The sequence below is a fragment of the Kineococcus siccus genome, from assembly GCF_009906795.1.
GTDB classification, from domain to species: Bacteria; Actinomycetota; Actinomycetes; order Actinomycetales; family Kineococcaceae; genus Kineococcus; species Kineococcus siccus.
This window is the reverse complement of record NZ_JAAALN010000009.1, coordinates 26,333-44,519: the sequence shown is the minus strand read 5'-3', so window position 1 is coordinate 44,519 and position 18,187 is coordinate 26,333. Positions and strand designations below refer to the sequence as shown.

The 18,187-nt window shown below is 75.9% G+C and carries 15 protein-coding genes and 1 riboswitch; of the genes, 8 read left to right on the top strand and 7 right to left on the bottom strand.

Features of this window, described 5'->3' with window-relative positions:
* The 3 genes from GTR02_RS02725 to GTR02_RS02715 form a co-directional block, all read left to right on the top strand.
* The coding region (locus GTR02_RS02725) for a S8 family serine peptidase (RefSeq protein WP_166605935.1) at positions 1-2,896 on the top strand (2,896 nt) is incomplete at its 5' end.
* A gap of 79 nt (positions 2,897-2,975) precedes the next feature.
* On the top strand, positions 2,976-3,230 hold the full coding sequence (locus GTR02_RS02720) for a hypothetical protein (protein ID WP_166605934.1): 255 nt from the start codon (positions 2,976-2,978) through the stop codon (positions 3,228-3,230).
* Positions 3,227-3,730, top strand: coding sequence for a 2'-5' RNA ligase family protein (locus GTR02_RS02715; protein WP_205708507.1), 504 nt, complete (start codon positions 3,227-3,229; stop codon positions 3,728-3,730). Before GTR02_RS02720 ends, GTR02_RS02715 begins: the two co-directional genes overlap by 4 nt.
* A gap of 45 nt (positions 3,731-3,775) precedes the next feature.
* Here GTR02_RS02715 and GTR02_RS02710 read toward each other — a convergent pair whose 3' ends face one another.
* From GTR02_RS02710 to GTR02_RS02685, 6 genes are all read right to left on the bottom strand, one after another.
* Positions 3,776-5,200, bottom strand: coding sequence for an MFS transporter (locus GTR02_RS02710; RefSeq protein ID WP_166605932.1), 1,425 nt, complete (start codon positions 5,198-5,200; stop codon positions 3,776-3,778).
* 96 nt (positions 5,201-5,296) lie between these two features.
* Positions 5,297-6,430, bottom strand: a complete 1,134-nt coding sequence (locus tag GTR02_RS02705; RefSeq protein ID WP_166605931.1) for an aminotransferase class V-fold PLP-dependent enzyme — start codon at positions 6,428-6,430, stop codon at positions 5,297-5,299.
* Positions 6,427-7,299, bottom strand: a complete 873-nt coding sequence (gene nadC, locus GTR02_RS02700) for a carboxylating nicotinate-nucleotide diphosphorylase (protein WP_166605945.1) — start codon at positions 7,297-7,299, stop codon at positions 6,427-6,429. Before nadC ends, GTR02_RS02705 begins: the two co-directional genes overlap by 4 nt.
* Positions 7,296-8,879 (bottom strand): L-aspartate oxidase, encoded by a 1,584-nt coding sequence (gene nadB / locus GTR02_RS02695; protein WP_166605930.1) that lies wholly within the window; start codon positions 8,877-8,879, stop codon positions 7,296-7,298. The genes nadC and nadB overlap by 4 nt, the downstream gene beginning before the upstream one ends.
* Positions 8,876-10,189, bottom strand: coding sequence for a quinolinate synthase NadA (nadA, locus tag GTR02_RS02690; RefSeq protein ID WP_166605929.1), 1,314 nt, complete (start codon positions 10,187-10,189; stop codon positions 8,876-8,878). The genes nadB and nadA overlap by 4 nt, the downstream gene beginning before the upstream one ends.
* Before the next feature lie 87 nt (positions 10,190-10,276).
* Positions 10,277-10,969: an NUDIX hydrolase gene (locus GTR02_RS02685; protein WP_166605928.1), complete on the bottom strand. Its 693-nt coding sequence runs from the start codon at positions 10,967-10,969 to the stop codon at positions 10,277-10,279.
* 648 nt (positions 10,970-11,617) lie between these two features.
* On the opposite strand from GTR02_RS02685, the gene GTR02_RS02680 reads away from it, so the two are divergent.
* Together GTR02_RS02680 and GTR02_RS02675 are read left to right on the top strand one after the other, a co-directional pair.
* The gene (locus tag GTR02_RS02680; RefSeq protein WP_338073538.1) at positions 11,618-12,916 is read left to right on the top strand and encodes an MFS transporter; all 1,299 of its coding nucleotides are present in this window, start codon (positions 11,618-11,620) and stop codon (positions 12,914-12,916) included.
* A 50-nt stretch (positions 12,917-12,966) separates the two neighbouring features.
* The gene (locus tag GTR02_RS02675; RefSeq protein WP_166605927.1) at positions 12,967-13,797 is read left to right on the top strand and encodes an oxidoreductase; all 831 of its coding nucleotides are present in this window, start codon (positions 12,967-12,969) and stop codon (positions 13,795-13,797) included.
* 45 nt (positions 13,798-13,842) lie between these two features.
* On the opposite strand, the gene GTR02_RS02670 is transcribed toward GTR02_RS02675, so the two are convergent.
* On the bottom strand, positions 13,843-15,207 hold the full coding sequence (locus GTR02_RS02670) for an FAD-binding domain-containing protein (protein WP_166605926.1): 1,365 nt from the start codon (positions 15,205-15,207) through the stop codon (positions 13,843-13,845).
* 96 nt (positions 15,208-15,303) lie between these two features.
* Between GTR02_RS02670 and GTR02_RS02665 the strand changes: the two genes are divergently transcribed.
* The 3 genes from GTR02_RS02665 to GTR02_RS02655 all read left to right on the top strand — a co-directional run bounded on the left by GTR02_RS02665 (position 15,304) and on the right by GTR02_RS02655 (position 18,167).
* The gene (locus GTR02_RS02665; protein ID WP_166605925.1) at positions 15,304-15,990 is read left to right on the top strand and encodes an iron-dependent transcriptional repressor DtxR; all 687 of its coding nucleotides are present in this window, start codon (positions 15,304-15,306) and stop codon (positions 15,988-15,990) included.
* Positions 15,991-16,237: 247 nt separating this feature from the next.
* Positions 16,238-16,400: riboswitch (cyclic di-AMP (ydaO/yuaA leader) on the top strand.
* Between the two features lie 38 nt (positions 16,401-16,438).
* Complete coding sequence (locus GTR02_RS23625; RefSeq protein WP_338073537.1) at positions 16,439-17,275, top strand: C40 family peptidase; 837 nt, start codon at positions 16,439-16,441, stop codon at positions 17,273-17,275.
* Positions 17,276-17,675: 400 nt separating this feature from the next.
* Positions 17,676-18,167, top strand: coding sequence for an HNH endonuclease (locus GTR02_RS02655; RefSeq protein ID WP_166605924.1), 492 nt, complete (start codon positions 17,676-17,678; stop codon positions 18,165-18,167).
* Positions 18,168-18,187 lie beyond the last annotated feature (20 nt).

Here is an 18,187-nt window from a genome sequence, read left to right as displayed (position 1 = left end):
CCCGTCCGCGCTGCCCGCCGCGTCCGCCTTCTCCGACGGGCGCTACGTCGTGACGCTGGCCTCGGACTCGATGGCCGAGTACGACGGGTCGCTGCCCGGTCTGCCGCAGCTGAAGACCGCCCCCGGCGGCGGGGTCGACGTCACCCAGCGCGCCGCGGTGGACTACCGCGCCCGCCTCCTGCAGGAGCAGACCGACGTCGCCCGCAGCGCCGGCGTGCAGCCGCTGCAGCGCTACACCGTGGCCCTGAACGGGTTCTCGGCCGCGCTGTCGGCCGCGCAGGCGCAGAAGCTCGCCGGTCAGCCGGGGGTCCTGTCGGTCGTGCCCGACTCGGTCCGCCACCTCGACACCACCGCCACGCCCGACTACCTCGGCCTGACGGGGAACCAGGGCGTGTGGGCCGCCACCGGCGGCGTGGCCAAGGCCGGGGCGGGCGTCGTCGTCGGCGTCCTGGACTCGGGCCTGTGGCCCGAGCACCCCTCCGTCGCGGGCAAGCCCCTCGGCTCGGCCCCGACCGCGGGCGCGCCGTACACCGCCTACCGCACGGCGTCCGGCACGGTCGTGCAGCGCCGCAACGACGGCGGCACCTTCCGCGGCACCTGCGAGACGGGTGCGGGCTGGACCGCGGCGAACTGCAGCACCAAGGTCGTCGGAGCCCGCGCCTTCGGCGAGGGCTACCTCGCCGCGAACGGCGGCGTGGCCGGGCTCGGCCAGTACGAGTTCCTCTCCGCGCGCGACGGCGACGGGCACGGCACGCACACCGCGACCACCGCGGTCGGCCTGAACGGCGTCCCCGCCACCATCGACAAGGCCGGCTACGGCAAGACCTCCGGCATGGCGCCGGCCGCGTCGCTGGCCGTCTACAAGGTCTGCTGGTCCGCCGCGCCCGGCGGTGACGACGGCTGCATGACCTCCGACATCGTCGGCGCCATCGACGCCGCGATCGCCGACGGCGTCGACGTCATCAACTACTCCGTCGGCGGCGGGCCCGCGACCACCGTCAACGACCCGGTCGAGCTCGCCTTCCTGTCCGCCGCGTCGGCGGGCATCTTCGTCTCCGCCTCCGCGGGCAACTCCGGCCCCGGCGCCTCGACGCTGGACCACGCCAGCCCGTGGCTCACCACGGTCGCGGCGGCCACCGCCGTGCCGCGCGAGGGCACGGTCCTGCTCGGCGACGGCACCAAGCTCGTCGGGGCGCGCCTCGTCCAGCAGCCCCTCGGTTCCCGGGACCTGGTGCTCTCGAGCGCCGTCGCCGTGGCGGGCAAGCCCGCGGCGGACGTCGCCAACTGCATCGCCGGCACCCTCTCGGCGCAGGCCAAGGGCAAGATCGTGGTCTGCAACCGCGGGGTCAGCGACCGCGTCGCCAAGTCCGCGGAGGTCGCGCGGGTGGGTGGCGCCGGCATGGTGCTCGTCAACCCCACGCCGAACTCGGTCGACGCCGACGCCCACACCGTCCCCACCGTGCACCTGGACACCAGGGCCGGCGAGCGCGTCAAGGCCTACATCGCCGCCACGGCGAAGCCGACCGCCCAGTTCCAGGTCGGCAGCACGACCGTCAGGAGCACGCCCACCCCGCAGATCGCCGGGTTCTCCTCGCGCGGCCCGACCGCGGCCACCGACGGCGACGTCCTGAAGCCCGACATCGCGGGCCCGGGCGTCGGCGTCATCGCCGGTGTCGCCCCCGGTCCCAACCGCGGCAACCTGTTCGGGTCGCTCTCGGGCACCTCGATGTCCGCCCCGCACATCGCGGGCCTCGCCGCCCTCTACTTCGGCGTCAACCCGCGCTGGTCCCCGATGGCCGTGAAGTCGGCCATGATGACGACCTCCCGCGCGCTCGTGAACGCCGACGGCAGCGAGAACCGCAACCCCTTCGACGGCGGGGCCGGCTTCGTCGACCCGACCAAGATGCTGAACCCGGGCCTCGTCTACGACTCCGCGGCGCCGGACTGGGTCGCCTTCCTCGAGGGGGCGGGCATCCAGACGGGCACCGGCGTCGAGGCCGTCGACCCGAGCGACCTGAACCAGGCCTCGATCGCCGTCGGCTCGCTCGCGGGCGAGCAGACCGTGACCCGGTCGGTGACGTCGACCACGGCCGGGTTGTTCAACGCCACGGCGACCGTGCCCGGGTTCGACGTCCGCGTCACCCCGAGCGTCCTGGTGTTCAACGCGCCGGGGGAGACCAAGAAGTTCACGGTCACCTTCACGCGGACCACGGCCGAGCAGGAGGAGTGGGCCACGGGTTCGCTGACGTGGCGGGGGGCGAACCTGTCCGTGCGCTCGCCGATCGCGCTCAAGCCCATCCCCGTCGTCGCGCCCGACCAGGTGACCGGCACGGGCACCGCCGGCAGCACCGACGTCACCGTCACCTCCGGCGTCTCGGGCGACCTGCCCGTGACGACCGCGGGTCTCGCGGCCGGCTCCACCGGCGAGGGCGACCTCGCGCCCGGCGCCGACGACCAGTACCGGGTCGAGATCGCGGAGGGCACGACGCTCGCCCGCTTCGACGTCCGCGCCGGTGACCCGCTCTCCGACCTCGACCTGGGGCTGTTCCGGCTCGCCGCGGACGGCACCGCCGAGCAGGTGGCGGTCTCGGCCACGGCGTCCGCCGACGAGCTGATCGACGTCCTCGCCCCCGAGGCGGGCACGTACGTCGTCCAGGTGGCCGGCTACGCCGCGGCCCCCGGGAAGGCGTCGGCGCCGTACGAGCTGACCAGCTACGCCGTGACGCCCGACACGACCGAGGGCGACCTCACCGTCGACCCGAACCCCGTGCCGGTCACGGCGGGCGAGCCGGCGACCTTCTCGCTCGGCTGGTCGGGCCTCGAGCCCGGCACCCGCTACCTCGGGTGGATGACCTTCGGGGACTCCCCGACGCCCACGGTGATCGCGATCGACTGACGACACCCGCGTCCACGCCGGCCGCCGCACCCACCGGGGTGCGGCGGCCGTCGTGCGTCCGGGGTGCGAGACTGGGCGGGTGCCCGCCGCCCCGCCCCGTCGCCAGGCCTCGACCGGCGCCATCGCCGTCGTCGTCGCGGGGATCGTGGCGATCGTCGTGAGCGGCCCGCTCTTCCCGCTCGCGCTCGTCATCGCCGCCGTGAGCGGGACCGCCTCCGTGCGCCACCTGCGCGCCGGCGGGCCGGACCGGGGCTGGTGGATCGCCGGCGTCGCCCTCGCGGCGGTCGCCGCGCTCCTCGCGGTGTTCGGCGCGTGGGTCGTCCTGACCCGGTGAGCGCCCCGCTCGTCCTCGCCCTGGCGCTCGCGGACGCCGACGCCGAGCGGCTCGACGCGCTGCGCGAGCGGCACTTCCCGCCGGAGCGCAACCAGCTGCGCGCGCACGTCACGCTGTTCCACCAGCTGCCGGGCGAGGAGCTGCCGACCGTGCTGGAGCAGGTGGGGGAGGCCTGCCGCCGGGAGCAGTTCGGCGTGGACGTCACCGGCGTCCGCTCGCTGGGCCGCGGGGCGGCGCTCGTCCTGCGCTCCGCGGAGCTCGACGCGCTGCGCGCCGACCTCGCCCGGCGCTTCTCGCCGTGGCTGACCCGTCAGGACGCCCAGCGGTTCGCCGCGCACGTCACGGTCGCCAACTTCCTCGCGCCCGCCGCGGCCCGGGCCCTCGTCGCCGACCTCGGCGCGGGGTTCACGCCGTGGACGGTGGCCGCGAGAGGCGTTGCGGTGCACCGCTACCTCGGCGGACCCTGGGAGCTCGTGGACACCGTCCCGCTGCTCGCCTGACGCGGGAGCGGTCGGCGCGGGCGCGCCCCGACGCCGCCGCGGGCCTCACGCCAGGTCGACGCCGCGCGTCTCCCGGAAGAACAGGACGGCGACGGTGGACACGACGGCGGCCGTGACCGCCCACAGCGACGCGTTCGGGGGGAACCCGGTCACGTCGACGAGGCCGCTCGCGATCAGCGGGGCGAACCCGCCGAAGACGGCCGAGGAGATGTTGTAGGACGTGCTCAGGCCAGCGACCCGCACCCGGGCGGGGAAGAGCTCGACCAGCACCACGGGGAGGCAGCCGAGGAACACGGCCACGGACGCGGCGAGCGCGCACTGCACGGCGACCGTCACCGCCAGGCTGTCGGCCGTCGAGGCGAGCCAGATCAGCGGGTAGGACAGCGTCAGCACCAGGAAGCAGCTGAGCACCATGCCGGGCTTGCGGCCGACGCGGTCGGACAGCGTGCCGGAGGCCACGACGACCGCGATGACGACCACGCTGGCCAGGGCGTTGGAGAACAGCGCCGCGTCGGCCCCGACCGGTTCACCGCCGTTCGTGGTGTACCGCTGGGCGAACGTCGGGAAGTAGCTCGTGTAGGTGTAGACGGCCGCGGACTGCATCCCGACGAGGCAGAACGTGAACCCGAGCCGGCGGAGCAGGGCCCGTCGGGTCGTGGGCATCGACGCGGCCACCCCGGGACGCTCGGCGGCGAGGGTCCCGGCCGTGGTGGTCCCGGCCGTGGTGGTCCCGGTGGTGGAGGCACCCGCGGCGGCGTCCGCGGCGTGCGCGGCCTCGGCCCGGAAGACCGGCGTCTCCTCGGCGCGCAGCCGCACCGGGATGGCGATGAGGGCGAGCACGCCCCCGATGGCGAACGGGATCCGCCACCCCCAGTCGCCCATGGCGTCCGCGCCGAGCCCCGCGGTCAGGGCCGCGATGGTCAGGGAACCCGTCAGCGTGCCGACGAAGATCGTGGCCGTGTGCACGCTGCCGAACAGCCCGCGGCGTCGCGTGGGCGCCCACTCGACGAGGAACGACGCGGCCCCGCCCCACTCCCCACCGGCCGCGACGCCCTGCAGCAGACGCAGCAGCACGAGGAGCAGCGGCGCGGCCAGGCCGATCGAGGACTGGTCGGGCAGCAGCGCCACGGCGAACGTCGAGGCCCCCATGAGGCCGATGGACAGCAGCAGCGCCGGTTTGCGGCCCCTGCGGTCGCCGTAGAGGCCGATCAGGAGGCCACCCAGGGGACGGGCCAGGAACCCGACGCCGAACGTGGCGAACGCGAGCAGCACCGGCGTGCTGCTCTCCGCCGCGCCCTCCGCGGTGAAGAAGTGCACGGCGATGGTCGTGGCCAGCAGCCCGTAGGTGGTGAAGTCGAACCACTCGACGAGGTTGCCGAACGACGCGGCGAGCACGGTGGTGCGCAGCTGCTGCCGCGTCGGCGCCCCGACCTCGACCGTTCCCGTCCCGGCGGGCGGTGTCGTGCTCATGCGGGGGTCCTCCGTCGGACGCGGGCCGGCCGGGTGCGCGGTCGAGAGACGAGTGTGCCCGCTGTCCCGGATCCCGCGCGCTGGAGCGCGGCGCCGTCAGCCGACGGTCGCGGCGCCGACGGCGGCGGGGAGCACGCGCAGGACCTCGGCCACGTCGTCGGCCGTGGTCGTCGCCCCGAGCGTGAACCGCACCGCGGTCCGCGCCAGGTCGGCGTCGATGCCCATGGCCAGCAGGACGGCGGAGGCGTCGTCGGAGTCCGCGGCGCAGGCGGATCCGCTCGAGCAGACGACGCCGAACCGCTCCAGCTCCGCCAGGACGGTCTCGCCCCCGACGCCGGCGAAGCAGAACGACGCGTGTCCCGGCAGCCGGCGCACGGGGTGGCCCGTCAGCACCGCGGACGGGACGCGCGCGAGGACCCCGGCGACGAGGTCGTCGCGCAGGGCCCGCAGCCGCGGCGCCTCGTGGACCCGGGCCTCGTCCGCGCGCCGCAGCGCGACGGCCGTCGCGACGGCCGAGGCGACGTCGACGGTGCCCGACCGCCGGCCCCGCTCCTGCCCGCCGCCGTGCAGCAGGGGGTCGAGGGCGACCGCGCCGCGCACGTGCAGGAACCCCGCGCCGCGCAGCCCTCCGAGCTTGTGCCCGGACACCGAGACCGCGTCCACGCCCAGGGCGTCGACGTCGAGGGACAGGTGGCCCGCGGCCTGGACGGCGTCGGTGTGCAGCGGCACCCCGTGGGCGCGGCAGAGCGCCGAGACCTCCGCGAGCGGCTGCAGCGTCCCGACCTCGTTGTTGGCCGTCATCACCGACACGAGCGTCGTCCGGTCGGTGACGAGCGCGGCCAGCGCGTCGAGGTCGACGGTGCCGGTCGCGTCGACGCCGACCACGTCGACGCGGAAGCCGCGCTGCCGCAGGGCGAGGGCGGTCTCGAGGACCGCGGGGTGCTCGACGGCCGTCGTCACGACGTGCCGTCCGCGCGGGGTCGCGGTGCTGATCCCGGTCACCGCGAGGTTGTCGGCCTCCGTGCCGCCGGAGGTGAACACCACCTCGCCGGGGCGGCAGCCCAGCACCTCCGCGACGGTCTCCCGGGCCAGGTCGAGACCCGCCTTCGCGGCGCGCCCGACCTCGTGCGCGCTGGCGGGGTTCCCCGTGACCTGCGTGAGGTAGGGCCAGGCGGCCTCGAGCGCCTCCCGCGTCGGCGGGGTCGTCGCGGCGTGGTCGAGGTAGATCACGCCGCCGCCACCAGGGCGATGTCGAGCCCGATGTCGAGGGTGGGGGAGTTCTGCGTCAGCGCCCCGACCGACACCAGGTCCACGCCCGTGCCCGCGATGGCGCGGACGGTGTCGAGCCGGACCCCGCCGCTGGCCTCGACGAGCGCGCGGCCCGCGACCCGCCGGACGCCCTCGGCCAGGTCGGCGAGGGAGAAGTTGTCGAGCAGGACCACGTCGACGTCGGCCGCGAGCACGGCGTCCAGCTGGTCGAGGGAGTCGACCTCGACCTCCACCACGGTCGTGTGCGGCACCTTGTCCCGCACCGCCTTCAGCGCGGTCGTGACGTCCAGCCCGCCGGCCGTGAGGACCGCGAGGTGGTTGTCCTTCACCAGGACGGCGTCCGACAGCGACCACCGGTGGTTGTGCCCGCCCCCCGCGCGCACGGCGGCCCGCTCGAGCGCGCGCAGGCCGGGCGTCGTCTTGCGGGTGTCCACGACGCGCGCGCGGGTGCCGGCGACCTGGGCGACGAACGCCGCCGTGGTGGTCGCGACGCCCGACAGGTGCTGCAGCAGGTTCAGGGCGACGCGCTCCGCGCGCAGCACGGCGTGGGCGTCGCCGGCCACGCGCCCGAGCACGTCGCCGGCGGCGAACGCGGTGCCGTCGGCCGGGACGTCGGTGACGCGGACGGCGGTGCCGGCGAGGCGGGCGGCCTGGGTGAACGCCTCGTGCACGGCCGCGCCGCCCGCGAGGACACCGGGTTCGCGCGCGCGGAGCTCGGCGGAGGCCAGCGACCCCGCGGGGACGACGGCGTCGCTGGTGAGGTCGCCCCACGGGGCGTCCTCGGCGAGGGCGGCCGCCACCACGGCGGCCGCGGCGGCGTGGGAGCTCAGCACGGGGTCCTCCGCAGGGTCAGTCGCCGGGCAGCGCGCGGCGGGGCCGGGTGGTCGCTGCGGTGGTGGGCGCCGAGGCTGTCCTCGCGCGCCGTGGCCGCGGTCACGAGCAGCTGTCCCGCGAGCAGCAGGTTCGCGTCCTCCCGCGTCCCGCGGTGGACCTCCGCCGCCGCGTCGAGCGTCACGGGTTCCTCCTCCGGCGTCAGCAGCTTGGTGGCCACCGCGAGGCCGGCCGCCTCGCGGACCAGCCCCGTGTGCTCCCACAGCGCGGCCTGCAGGTCGCGGCGCGGGAGGTGGGCCGCGACCGTGGCGGCGGGACCGGCGACGGTGCGGACGTCCTCGTCCGGCCCGGGCTGCGCGGGCGGCCCGTCGGCGTCGAGGTCCGCCACGACCCGGCCGCCCGTGACGAGGGCCTCGAGCAGGGAGTTCGAGGCGAGGCGGTTGGCGCCGTGCACGCCCGTGCACGCCACCTCGCCCGCGGCCCACAGCCCGGGCAGGCTCGTGCGCCCCGCGGCGTCGGTGCGCACCCCGCCCATCCAGTAGTGCGCGGCGGGCGTGACCGGCACGGGGTCGGTCTCGGGGTCCAGCCCCTGCTCGCGGCACAGCGCCGAGATCCCGGGGAACCGCTGCGCGAAGGGCGTGCCCAGCCGCGCGGAGACCCCGGTCGCGTCGAGCAGCACGGGCCGCCCGCCCGTGCGGCCCATGGCGGCCGCGATCGCGCGGGCGACGACGTCGCGCGGGGCCAGCTCCGCGCGGGGGTCGACGTCCGGCATGAACCGGTGCCCGGTCGCGTCGAGCAGCACGGCGCCCTCGCCGCGGACCGCCTCGGACACGAGGAACGGCCGCGGCAGCGCGGCCGCGGTGGGGTGGAACTGGTACATCTCCAGGTCGCTGACGTCGGCGCCCGCCCGCCAGGCCGCCGCGAGGCCGTCGGCCGTCGCCACCGCGGGGTTCGTGGTGCGGGAGAACAGCTGTCCGGCTCCGCCGGTGGCGAGCACGACCGCGGACGCGAGGAAGCGCCGGCGGACGTCGCGCCCGTCCGGGCCGGGCAGCAGGACGTCGGCGCCCACGACGCGGCCGTCCTCGACGACGAGGTCGGCGAGGAACGCCTGCTCGCGCACGTCGACGTCGCTGCGGCGCACGGCGGCGGACAGCGCGGCGGAGATGGCCGCGCCGGTCCGGTCGCCGTCGACGTGCAGGATCCGCGGCCGCGAGTGCGCGGCCTCCAGGCCCAGCGACCAGTGCCCGTCGTCGCCGCGGTCGAACGCGACGCCCCGCTCGGCGAGGACCCGCACGGCCTCCGGGCCGGCGGCGCAGAGCGCCTGCACCGCAGCGGGGACCGCGAGACCCGCACCCGCGGCGAGGGTGTCCGCGACGTGCGCGGCGACGTCGTCGCGGCCGCTGGCGACCGCGATCCCGCCCTGCGCGTAGTGCGTGCTGCCGTCGCCCAGCGAGGTCTTCGTCACGAGCACCACGGACCGGGTCCGCGCCGCCTCCAGGGCCGCCGTGAGGCCCGCGATGCCGGCCCCCACGACGAGCACGTCGGTGCGCTCGGCCGGTGACCCTGAGAGCGCGCTCACGGGCGCACCGCGAGCATCCGCTCGAGCGCCACCCGGCCCGCGGCGGCGACGTCGTCGGCGACCCTGACCTGATTCACGACGGTCCCCGCGACGAGCGACTCGAGCACCCAGGCCAGGTAGGCGGGGTGGATGCGGTACATGGTCGAGCACGGGCAGATCACCGGGTCGAGGCACGTGATGGTGAGGTCGGGTCGGGCGTCGGCCAGGCGCCGCACCATGTTCACCTCGGTGCCGATGGCGAAGGCGGTCCCCGCGGGAGCCTCGTCGACGACCCGCTGGATGAACTGGGTGGACCCGTTCGCGTCGGCCGCGTCGACGACCTCGGCGGGGCACTCGGGGTGCACGACGACGCGGACGTCGGGGTTCTCGGCGCGCGCCTGAGCGATCTGCTCGACCGTGAACCGCTGGTGCACCGAGCACCAGCCGCGCCACAGCACGACGCGGGCGTCGGTCAGGGACTCGGCGGAGTTCCCGCCGCGCGGCTTGCGCGGGTCCCACACCGGCATCTGCGTCAGCGGCACGCCCATGGCCTTGGCGGTGTTGCGGCCCAGGTGCTGGTCGGGGAAGAACAGCACGCGCTGCCCGCGCGCGAACGCCCACTCCAGGACCTGGGCGGCGTTGGACGACGTGCAGACGATGCCGCCGTGGTCACCGCAGAACCCCTTCAGCGCCGCCGAGGAGTTCATGTACGTGACCGGCACGACGGGGACGCGGCCGTCGGCGTCGGGCTCGGTGCCGTACAGCGCCTCGAGCTGCTCCCAGCAGGCCGTCACGGAGTCGATGTCGGCCATGTCCGCCATCGAGCAGCCCGCCGCGAGGTTCGGCAGCACGACGACCTGGTCCTCGCGCGAGAGGAGGTCCGCGGTCTCGGCCATGAAGTGCACCCCGCAGAACACGACGTAGCGGGCCGTCGTGGCGCGCGACGCCTGCGCCAGCTGGAAGCTGTCGCCGACCACGTCGGCGAAGCGGACGACCTCGTCGCGCTGGTAGTAGTGGCCGAGGACGACGAGCTCCTCGCCCAGCGCGTCCTTCGCCGCCTGGATCCGCTGCGCCAGCTCCGGCTCCGGCGTCCGCCGGTACTCGGCCGGGATCTGCTGCTGCACGGGGGTCGTGGGCGGGGCGACGTCCAGGCGCGACGCGCCGGCCCCGTAGCTCGGCGCGGGCAGCGGCAGCCCCGGGACCGCGTCCAGGGTCCACGGGCCGTCCACGAGCGCGGGGTCGCACACGGACGGGGCGGTCCGCGGCGACGGGGCGGTGTGCGGCGACGGGGTGCGGCTGAGCAGGTCGATCTGGACGGGCACGGAGGCCATCGGAGGAGCCTTCCTGGGCTGGGAGGTCGGAGCGGTGACGCGGAGGGGACTGCGGTGGTGCGCCGGGGGCGGACGCGGCGGGCCGGCTCAGGCCAGCGGGCCGACGTCCTGGAACGGGCCGGTGGACCCCGCGGCGACGAGCGCGCGGTAGAGCCGCGGCGGCCGGTGCCGGCCACCCGTGAGGCGTTCCCCCGTCGGGGCGATGGTGCCGGAGCCCTCGATCTGACGGCGGAAGTTCGCGGGGTCGAGGGGGCGCTGCAGGATCGCCTCGTGGACCTCGCGCAGCTGCGCCAGGGAGAACCGCTCCCCGAGGAAGTGCAGGGCGACGTGCGCGTGCTGCACCTTGCTGCGCAGGCGGGTCAGGGCGTAGCGGACGATCTCGTCGTGGTCGAAGGCGAGGCCGGTGCAGTCGTCCGCGGCCGTCCAGCGCACGTTCTCGCCCTCGACCGCGGCGGCGGCCTCGTGGTTGCGCACGAGGGCGGAGTAGACGACCGAGACGACCCGCTGGCCGGGGGAGCGGTCGGTGCGGCCGAAGGTGTAGAGCTGCTCGAGGTAGCTCGGCCGCAGCCCCGTGGTCTCGGCCAGGGTCCGCCGGCCCGCGTCGCTGAGGCTCTCGTCGGTGCGCACCCAGCCGCCCGGCAGGGCCCACTGGCCCCCGAAGGGGTCGCGCGTGCGCCGCACGAGGGGCAGGTGGACGCGGACCCGGCCGTCGCGGTCGGGGAGCAGGGCGAAGATCACGGTGGACACCGCGACGAGGATCGCCTGCGAGGTGCCGTTCATCGGTGCGCCGCCGTCTCGGGTGCGTGCCGGACCCTTCGCTCCCGCGAGTAAAGGTGGTTCCGACAACAACTGCTGGTGAGCACAGTAGGCGATGCCCCGCGGGGCGGGCAAGCCGCCCGGCGTGTTCGGGTGGTTCTGACCCCCAGTCTTCGGGTGGTTCTGACCCCCAGTCTTCGGGTGGTTCTGACCCGCAGTCGCGCGACGGGGTCCGGTCCCGCGGTCGCGGACGTCGTCGCCGCCGCGCGCGGCCACCGCCGGTGGGGCCGCCCGCCGGGCCGGGGAAGGACCCGCCGGAAACGGGGGTGACAACCGCGGGGGAGCGGACGTACCGTTCTCGGACACGAGGAAGGAGGTGGTCCAGAGCATGAGTTCTTCTCGGACACGTGAGGTGGCTGCCAGCTAGCAGCTGCGTGCAGGACGCGGACCGCTCTGGTCGCCCCGCGCAGCGCGGCGAAACCCAGGCAGTCACCGGGTCCCCGGGCGCCGGTCTGTCCAGCCGGCCCTCCACCGCGGTGGAGGAAGCGCCCGGGGACTTCCCCTGTCCGGGGTCCTCGCGGCTCCAGCCGTCCCGGACCCCGCCCCCCGGGACCCCGGCGCCGCGAGCCACGGCGCAGCGGCGGTGGCCCCGGGCCACTTAGGCTGGGGCGTGTGACCTCCCCCGCCGCGCCGGCGCGGGTGCGCCGGCGACTCCTGGTCGACACGACGCCCCTGCGGCAGAGCCCGCACTTCCGGCGGTTGTGGATCGGCCAGTCCCTCGCCGGCATCGGCAACCAGCTCGCCGTCGTCACGATCGGCCTGCAGGTCTACGCGCTGACGCGCTCCACCTTCTCGGTGGGTCTGGTCGGGCTCGCGGCGCTCGTGCCGCTGATCGCCCTCGGCCTCTACGGCGGCTCCCTCGTCGACGCGCACGACCGCCGCCGGGTCGCGCTGGCCGCGTCCGTCGTGCTCTGGGTGGTCTCGGTCGCCACGGCCGCGCAGGCCTGGCTCGACGTCGGCTCCGTGGGGCTGCTCTACGCGCTCGTCGCCGTGCAGAGCGCCGCCTTCGCGATCAACAACCCGGCGCGCTCGGCCATCCTGCCCCGGCTCGTGCCCCCGGAGCAGCTGCCCGCCGCGAACGCCCTGAACGCCACGACGTGGTCGCTCGCGCTCACCCTGGGGCCCCTGCTGGGTGGGGTGCTCGTGGCCACGTGGGGCTTCGAGGTCGCCTACACGATCGACTCCGTGACGTTCCTGGCGACGCTGTGGGGCGTCTGGCGGCTCCCGCCGCTGCCGCCCGAGGCCGGCGCGGACGGGACGCGCCGCGCCGGGTTCCGGTCCGTCCTCGAGGGGCTGCGGTACCTGGGGACCCGCCCGAACGTCCGGATGACCTTCCTGGTCGACCTGTGCGCCATGGTCTTCGCGATGCCGCGGGTGCTCTTCCCCGCGGTCGGCGCGGTGCTGCTCGGCGGCGGGGCGGAGACCGTCGGCGTCCTCACGGCCGGCATCGCCATCGGCTCCGTGCTGGCGGGGCTGCTGTCCGGGCCGCTGGGGGCCGTCCGGCGGCAGGGGGCCGTCGTCGTCGGCTGCATCGTCGTCTACGGCGCCGCGATCGCCGGCTTCGGTCTGGTCCTGGTGCTGGCGCCCGACGCGGGGGACTGGCGGCTGCCCGTCCTGGTCGTGCTGCTCGCGGTCTCGGGCGCCGCCGACGCCGTCAGCTCGGTGTTCCGCGGCACGATCCTGCAGGTCGCGACCCCCGACGCCATGCGCGGGCGGCTGCAGGGCGTGTTCATCGTGGTCGTCGCGGGCGGGCCGCGCCTGGGCGACCTGGTGCTGGGGTCGACCGCCGAGGTGACGGGCGAGGGGCTCGCGGCCCTGGTGGGTGGGATGCTCTGCGTGGTCGGGGTCCTGCTCCTGGCGCGCGCCCAGCCGCGGTTCGTCCGCTACGACGCCCGCGACCCGCAGCCCTAGACCCGCAGCCCTCGACCCGTCCCCGCACGCCCGCCCTGAGGAGATCACCCATGGCCACCTGGCTCATCACCGGCTGCTCGACCGGCCTCGGCCGCGCCCTCGCCGAGGCCGTCCTGGCCGGCGGGCACCAGGCCGTCGTCACGGCCCGCGACGCCGCGACCGTGCAGGACCTCGCCGACGCCTCCCCCGACGCGGCGCTGGCCCTCGCGCTCGACGTCACCGACCCCGCTCAGGTCACCGCGGCCGTCCGCCGCGCCGAGGAGCGCTTCGGCGGCGTCGACGTCCTCGTGAACAACGCGGGGTACGGCTACCGCGCGGCCGTCGAGGAGGGTGACGAGGCCGACGTGCAGCGCCTGTTCGACACGAACTTCTTCGGTGCCGTGGCCATGGTCAAGGCCGTGCTGCCGGGCATGCGCCACCGCCGCTCGGGGGCGATCGTGAACGTCTCCTCGATCGGCGCGCGCATCTGCCCGCCCGGGTCCGGCTACTACGCCGCCGCCAAGGCCGCGCTGGAGGGCGTGTCCGGCTCGCTGCGCAAGGAGCTGCAGCCCCTGGGGATCCAGGTGGTCGCGGTGGAGCCCGGCGGGTTCCGCACCGACTTCGCGGGCCGGTCCCTGACGCAGTCGGCCACGCCGATCGCCGACTACGCCGAGACCGCGGGGCCGCGGCGCAAGGAGAACGACACCGTGCACGGCACGCAGCCGGGCGATCCGGCGAAGGCCGCACGGGCCATCGTCACGGCGGTCGAGTCCGGGGCGGCGCCGAACCTCCTGCTGCTCGGCACGGACGCCCTGGCCGCGGCCGAGGGGGTCCTGGACGCCCAGCGCGCCGAGATCGCGCAGTGGCGCGAGCTCAGCGCGAGCACCGACTTCGACGCCTGACGCGCCGGTCCTCGTGCGGGTGCCCGCACGAGGACGGCCGGGACGTCAGGCGCGCACGCGGGCGTAGTCGTCGAGGGCGACCTTGCGCTCGTGGGCGTGGTCGACGATCCGCTCGGGGTAGCCCTCGGCGTAGCCGTCCGCGGCGGCCCAGGGCTCGTGCACGGCGCTGCCCGCGAGGTGGCGCAGCTCGGGCACGTAGCGGCGCACGTAGTCGCCCTGGGGATCGAACTTCTTCCCCTGCGTCACGGGGTTGAAGATGCGGAAGAAGGGCGCCGCGTCGGTGCCGGACCCGGCGACCCACTGCCAGCCGTGGTTGTTGCTCGCCAGGTCCCCGTCGCGCAGCCAGTGCATGAACTCCCGCGCGCCGTGGCGCCAGTCCACGTGCAGGTCCTTGACGAGGAAGCTCGCGGAGATCATGCGCACCCGGTTGTGGATCCAGCCCTCGGCCCGCATCTGGCGCATCCCCGCGTCCACGACGGGGAAGCCCGTGCGGCCCTCGCTCCAGGCCCGGAAGGCGGCGCCGGGTTCGGCGTAGGCGAGTGCCTCGAGCTGCGGGCGGTAGTACTCGCGCGCGGTCTCCGGGCGGTTCCACAGCACGTCGGCGTAGAACTCCCGCCAGGCGATCTCCGTGCGGTAGGTCTCCGCGCCCGCCGACCGCTCGCTGCTCAGGGCGGCCAGGATCGTCCGGGGGTGCAGCTCGCCCCACTTCAGGGGTGCGGACAGCTGCGACGTGCCGTTGACGTCGGGGCGGTCCCGGTCGCCCGCGTAGTCGTCGAGGCGCTCGTCCAGGAAGTCGTGCCAGCGCCGGGCGGCGGCCTCCTCGCCGGCCTCGGGCAGGACGAGGTCGCCCAGGTCGGGTTCCGCCGGCCAGTGCGCGCCGCCCACGCCCGCACCGGCGTCCGCGACGAACCGCGCGGAGCCGGGGGACTCGGCGGGCCGGGGCCAGCCGTGCTCGCGCCACGCGCGGGAGAAGGGCGTGAACACCTGGAAGGGCGACCCGGACCCCGTGCGCAGCGTCCCCGGCCCGATCGCGTAGTTGGTGCCGGTGCGCACGAGCTCGCGGTCGGCGGCGGCGAGCGCCTGCTCGACGGCCTGGTCGCGGCGGCGGCCGTAGGGGCCGGTGTCGGCGGTGACGTGGACGCGGCGGGCGCCCGTGCGCTGCGCGACGGCGGGCAGCACGGTCGCGGGGTCGCCCTCCTCGACCACGAGCCGGCCGTCCAGGGACGCGTCCAGCGCGCGCAGCGAGCGCAGCAGGTACACGCGCCGGACGTCGCCCGAGGGCCCCCACAGCGCCGGGTCGACGACGAACAGCGGGACGACCTCGCCGTCGGCGGCCGCCGCGAGCAGCGCGGGGTGGTCGCGCAGGCGCAGGTCGCGGCGGAACCAGAGCAGGGCGGGGAGTTCCGTCACGTCTGCGGACGGTAGCCGGGGGACCCGGTGGGCACCACCGGGTGCCCGCCGGGCCACGCGTGCGCCGCCGGTGCGGCATGAGGGACGATGCGGGGTGTGAGCGACCTCATCGACACCACCGAGATGTACCTCAAGACGGTCTTCGAGCTCGAGGAGGAGGGCATCGTCCCGATGCGCGCCCGGATCGCGGAGCGGCTGCACCACTCGGGACCCACGGTGTCGCAGACGGTCGCGCGGATGGAGCGCGACGGGTTGCTGCACGTCGGCACCGACCGCCGCCTGGAGCTGACCGAGGCGGGTGAGGCGAAGGCGATGCGCGTCATGCGCAAGCACCGGCTCACGGAGCGGCTGCTCACCGACGTCATCGGCCTGGACTGGTCGCTGGTGCACGAGGAGGCCTGCCGCTGGGAGCACGTCATCTCCGAGGAGGTCGAGCGCCGCCTGGTCGAGATCCTCGACCACCCCCACTCCTCGCCCTACGGCAACCCCATCCCCGGGCTGGAGGAGCTGGGGGAGCTGTGCGTGACCGAGGACTTCCGGGCGGGGGTCCAGCCGCTGACGACGCCGCAGCTGCAGGGCCGCACGGTCGTCGTGCGCCGGCTCGGGGAGCCGCTGCAGACGGACGTGCCGCTGATGGCCCGCTTCGGGGCCGCCGGGCTGACGCCGGGCGCGCAGGTCGTCGCGAAGGCGTCGGCCTCGGGGTTCGAGGTCCTCGTGGGCGACACGGCGGTCGACCTGTCCACGGCCGAGGCCGGGCACATCTTCGTGGGCCCCACCGACTGAGACGGACCTCACACCGGCCACGTCGCAGCACCTCCCGGACGCCCGTCACCCGTTGCGGTGGCGGGCGTTCGCTGCGTTCAAGGTGGTTGCGCAGAGCGCCGATGACTGAACGGACGGTAGCCGATCTGGCATCTGCCCGTGACCGGTGCGTGACATCGGCGCGGCGGGTGGGTTACTGTCCACCCGCTTCCTGGAACACGCATCCGGGGAGTCCTCACGCGGACGCCGAGCCCTGCCACCGCGAGGAGGTCCCACGACACCTCATGGCAGGGGTGGGGGAACCACGTTCCCGGGCCGAGCACGACCGTTAGGTCGCGCGACGTCCTCGGGGTGAAGCCGGTGAGAACCGGCCGGGCGACCTTCCCGCCCGAACCCGACAGCTCACCTCGCAGGCGTCGGAGAGGCAACCACCTTGACCCGTCGCGTCCCGGGGCGGCACCGCGCTGCCGTGCGTCCCCTCACGCCCTTCACGACCCTGTCCCACTCGGTGTCCAGCACGGCCGGCGGTGCCGGTCGCGGCGTCGCCGTCCTCGCGGCCGCCGGCGGCCTGGTCGCCACGATCGCCCTCCCCGCGAACGCCGCCCCCGAGGCCGCTCCCGCGAGCGTCCCGGCCGCCGTCACCACGGCCGTCGACAGCGCGTTCGGGACCTCCGTCCCGGCCGTCGTCTCGGCGCCCGCCGCCGCCGCCGTGGTGACCACGGCCGCCACCTTCACGGCCGTCCCCACGCCGGCCCCCGTGGTCGTCGTCCCGGCCGTGGCCGTGGAGCCCGCCGTCACCGTCAAGCGCTCCGTGCGCGGGGCCGTGGCCAAGCCGAAGGTCCGCGCCGTCACCCCCGACGCGCCCGTGGCCGCCCCGGCGCCCGAGGCGGCCGTCGCGGCCGTCAGCGTCGTCGAGGTCCAGGCGCCGGCCCCGGCCCCCGCGGGCATGGGCGAGCGCATCCTCGCCACCGCGGCGCAGTACGCGGGTGTGCCCTACGTCTACGGCGGCAGCACCCCCGCCGGCTTCGACTGCTCGGGCTACACGAGCTACGTCATGCGCCAGCTCGGCATCTCGCTGCCCCGCACGGCCAACGCGCAGAAGGGCGCGGCGGCGCGCATCGACCGCTCGCAGGCCGTCCCGGGCGACCTCGTCTTCTTCTCCAACGGTGGGGGCCGGGCGTACCACGTCGGCATCTACGCCGGTGGCAACCAGATGTGGGACGCGCCCCGCAGCGGCAAGCCCGTCCAGCTCCGCACGATCTGGAGCAGCGCGGTCACCTTCGGCCGCGTCGCGCCCGTCGCCTGAGCCGTTCCCCCGCAGCACGAACGAGGCCCGGCACCCCCTCGGGGGGTGCCGGGCCTCGTCGCGTCCGCGGGTGGCCGGCCCGCGTCCACCCCGCGTCCGGCCGCCGTCGGGAGGGTGGCCGCGCCGCGACCCGCCGCCGACAGGGTCACCATCGCGCTGACGTGCGCCCGGAGCGGACGTACAGTGCGGTCACGACGACTGCACCCGCGGGGGAGGCCACGATGTCCCAGCGCACCGTGCGTCCCGACCCGGACGCCGCGCCCACGACGCCCACCGCGCCCGGCCACGTCCAGGCTCCCCGCAGGCACCACCATCCGGTCCACGTGCTGTCGCACGTCGTCGCCGTCAGAGGCGCCCTCCCCCTCGGGGACGGCGCCTCTCGTCGTCTGTGGAGGTGCCTGTGCGCACGCTCGTGCTGAACGCCGGCTACGAACCCCTCGCGGTGGTGTCCTTCCGCCGGGCGCTCGTCCTCGTCCTGGCCGGGAAGGCGTCGGTCGTCCTGGCCGACGCCGAACCCGTCCTCGGCGCGTCGATGAGCCTGGAACGGCCGTCGGTCATCCTCCTGTCCCGCTACGTCCGGGTGCCCCGGGGCTCGGTCGTCCCGGTGAGCCGGCGCGGGGTGCTGCGCCGCGACCACCAGCGCTGCGCCTACTGCCGCGGGCACGCGACGACGGTCGACCACGTCCTGCCCCGCAGCCGCCGCGGCCCGGACAGCTGGGAGAACCTCGTCGCCTGCTGCATCCGCTGCAACAACGCCAAGGGCAACCGCACGCCGGAGGAGATGGGCTGGCACCTGCCGTTCCGGCCGGCGGCGCCGCGCGGCGCGTCGTGGGCGGTGCGCGGGGCCGAGCAGCCCGACCCGCGCTGGGACGAGTACCTCGCCGCGGCCTGAGGCCCCCGGGCGGGGCTGAG

Coding starts and splice junctions, on each gene's coding strand:
- GTR02_RS02685 (WP_166605928.1), bottom strand. CDS start 10,969: ATGAACGGCACCTCGCAGGCGATCCTCGTCGCGGTGTCCACCGTGATC.
- nadA (WP_166605929.1), bottom strand. CDS start 10,189: ATGGCCTCCGTGCCCGTCCAGATCGACCTGCTCAGCCGCACCCCGTCG.
- GTR02_RS02675 (WP_166605927.1), top strand. CDS start 12,967: ATGGCCACCTGGCTCATCACCGGCTGCTCGACCGGCCTCGGCCGCGCC.
- GTR02_RS02710 (WP_166605932.1), bottom strand. CDS start 5,200: ATGAGCACGACACCGCCCGCCGGGACGGGAACGGTCGAGGTCGGGGCG.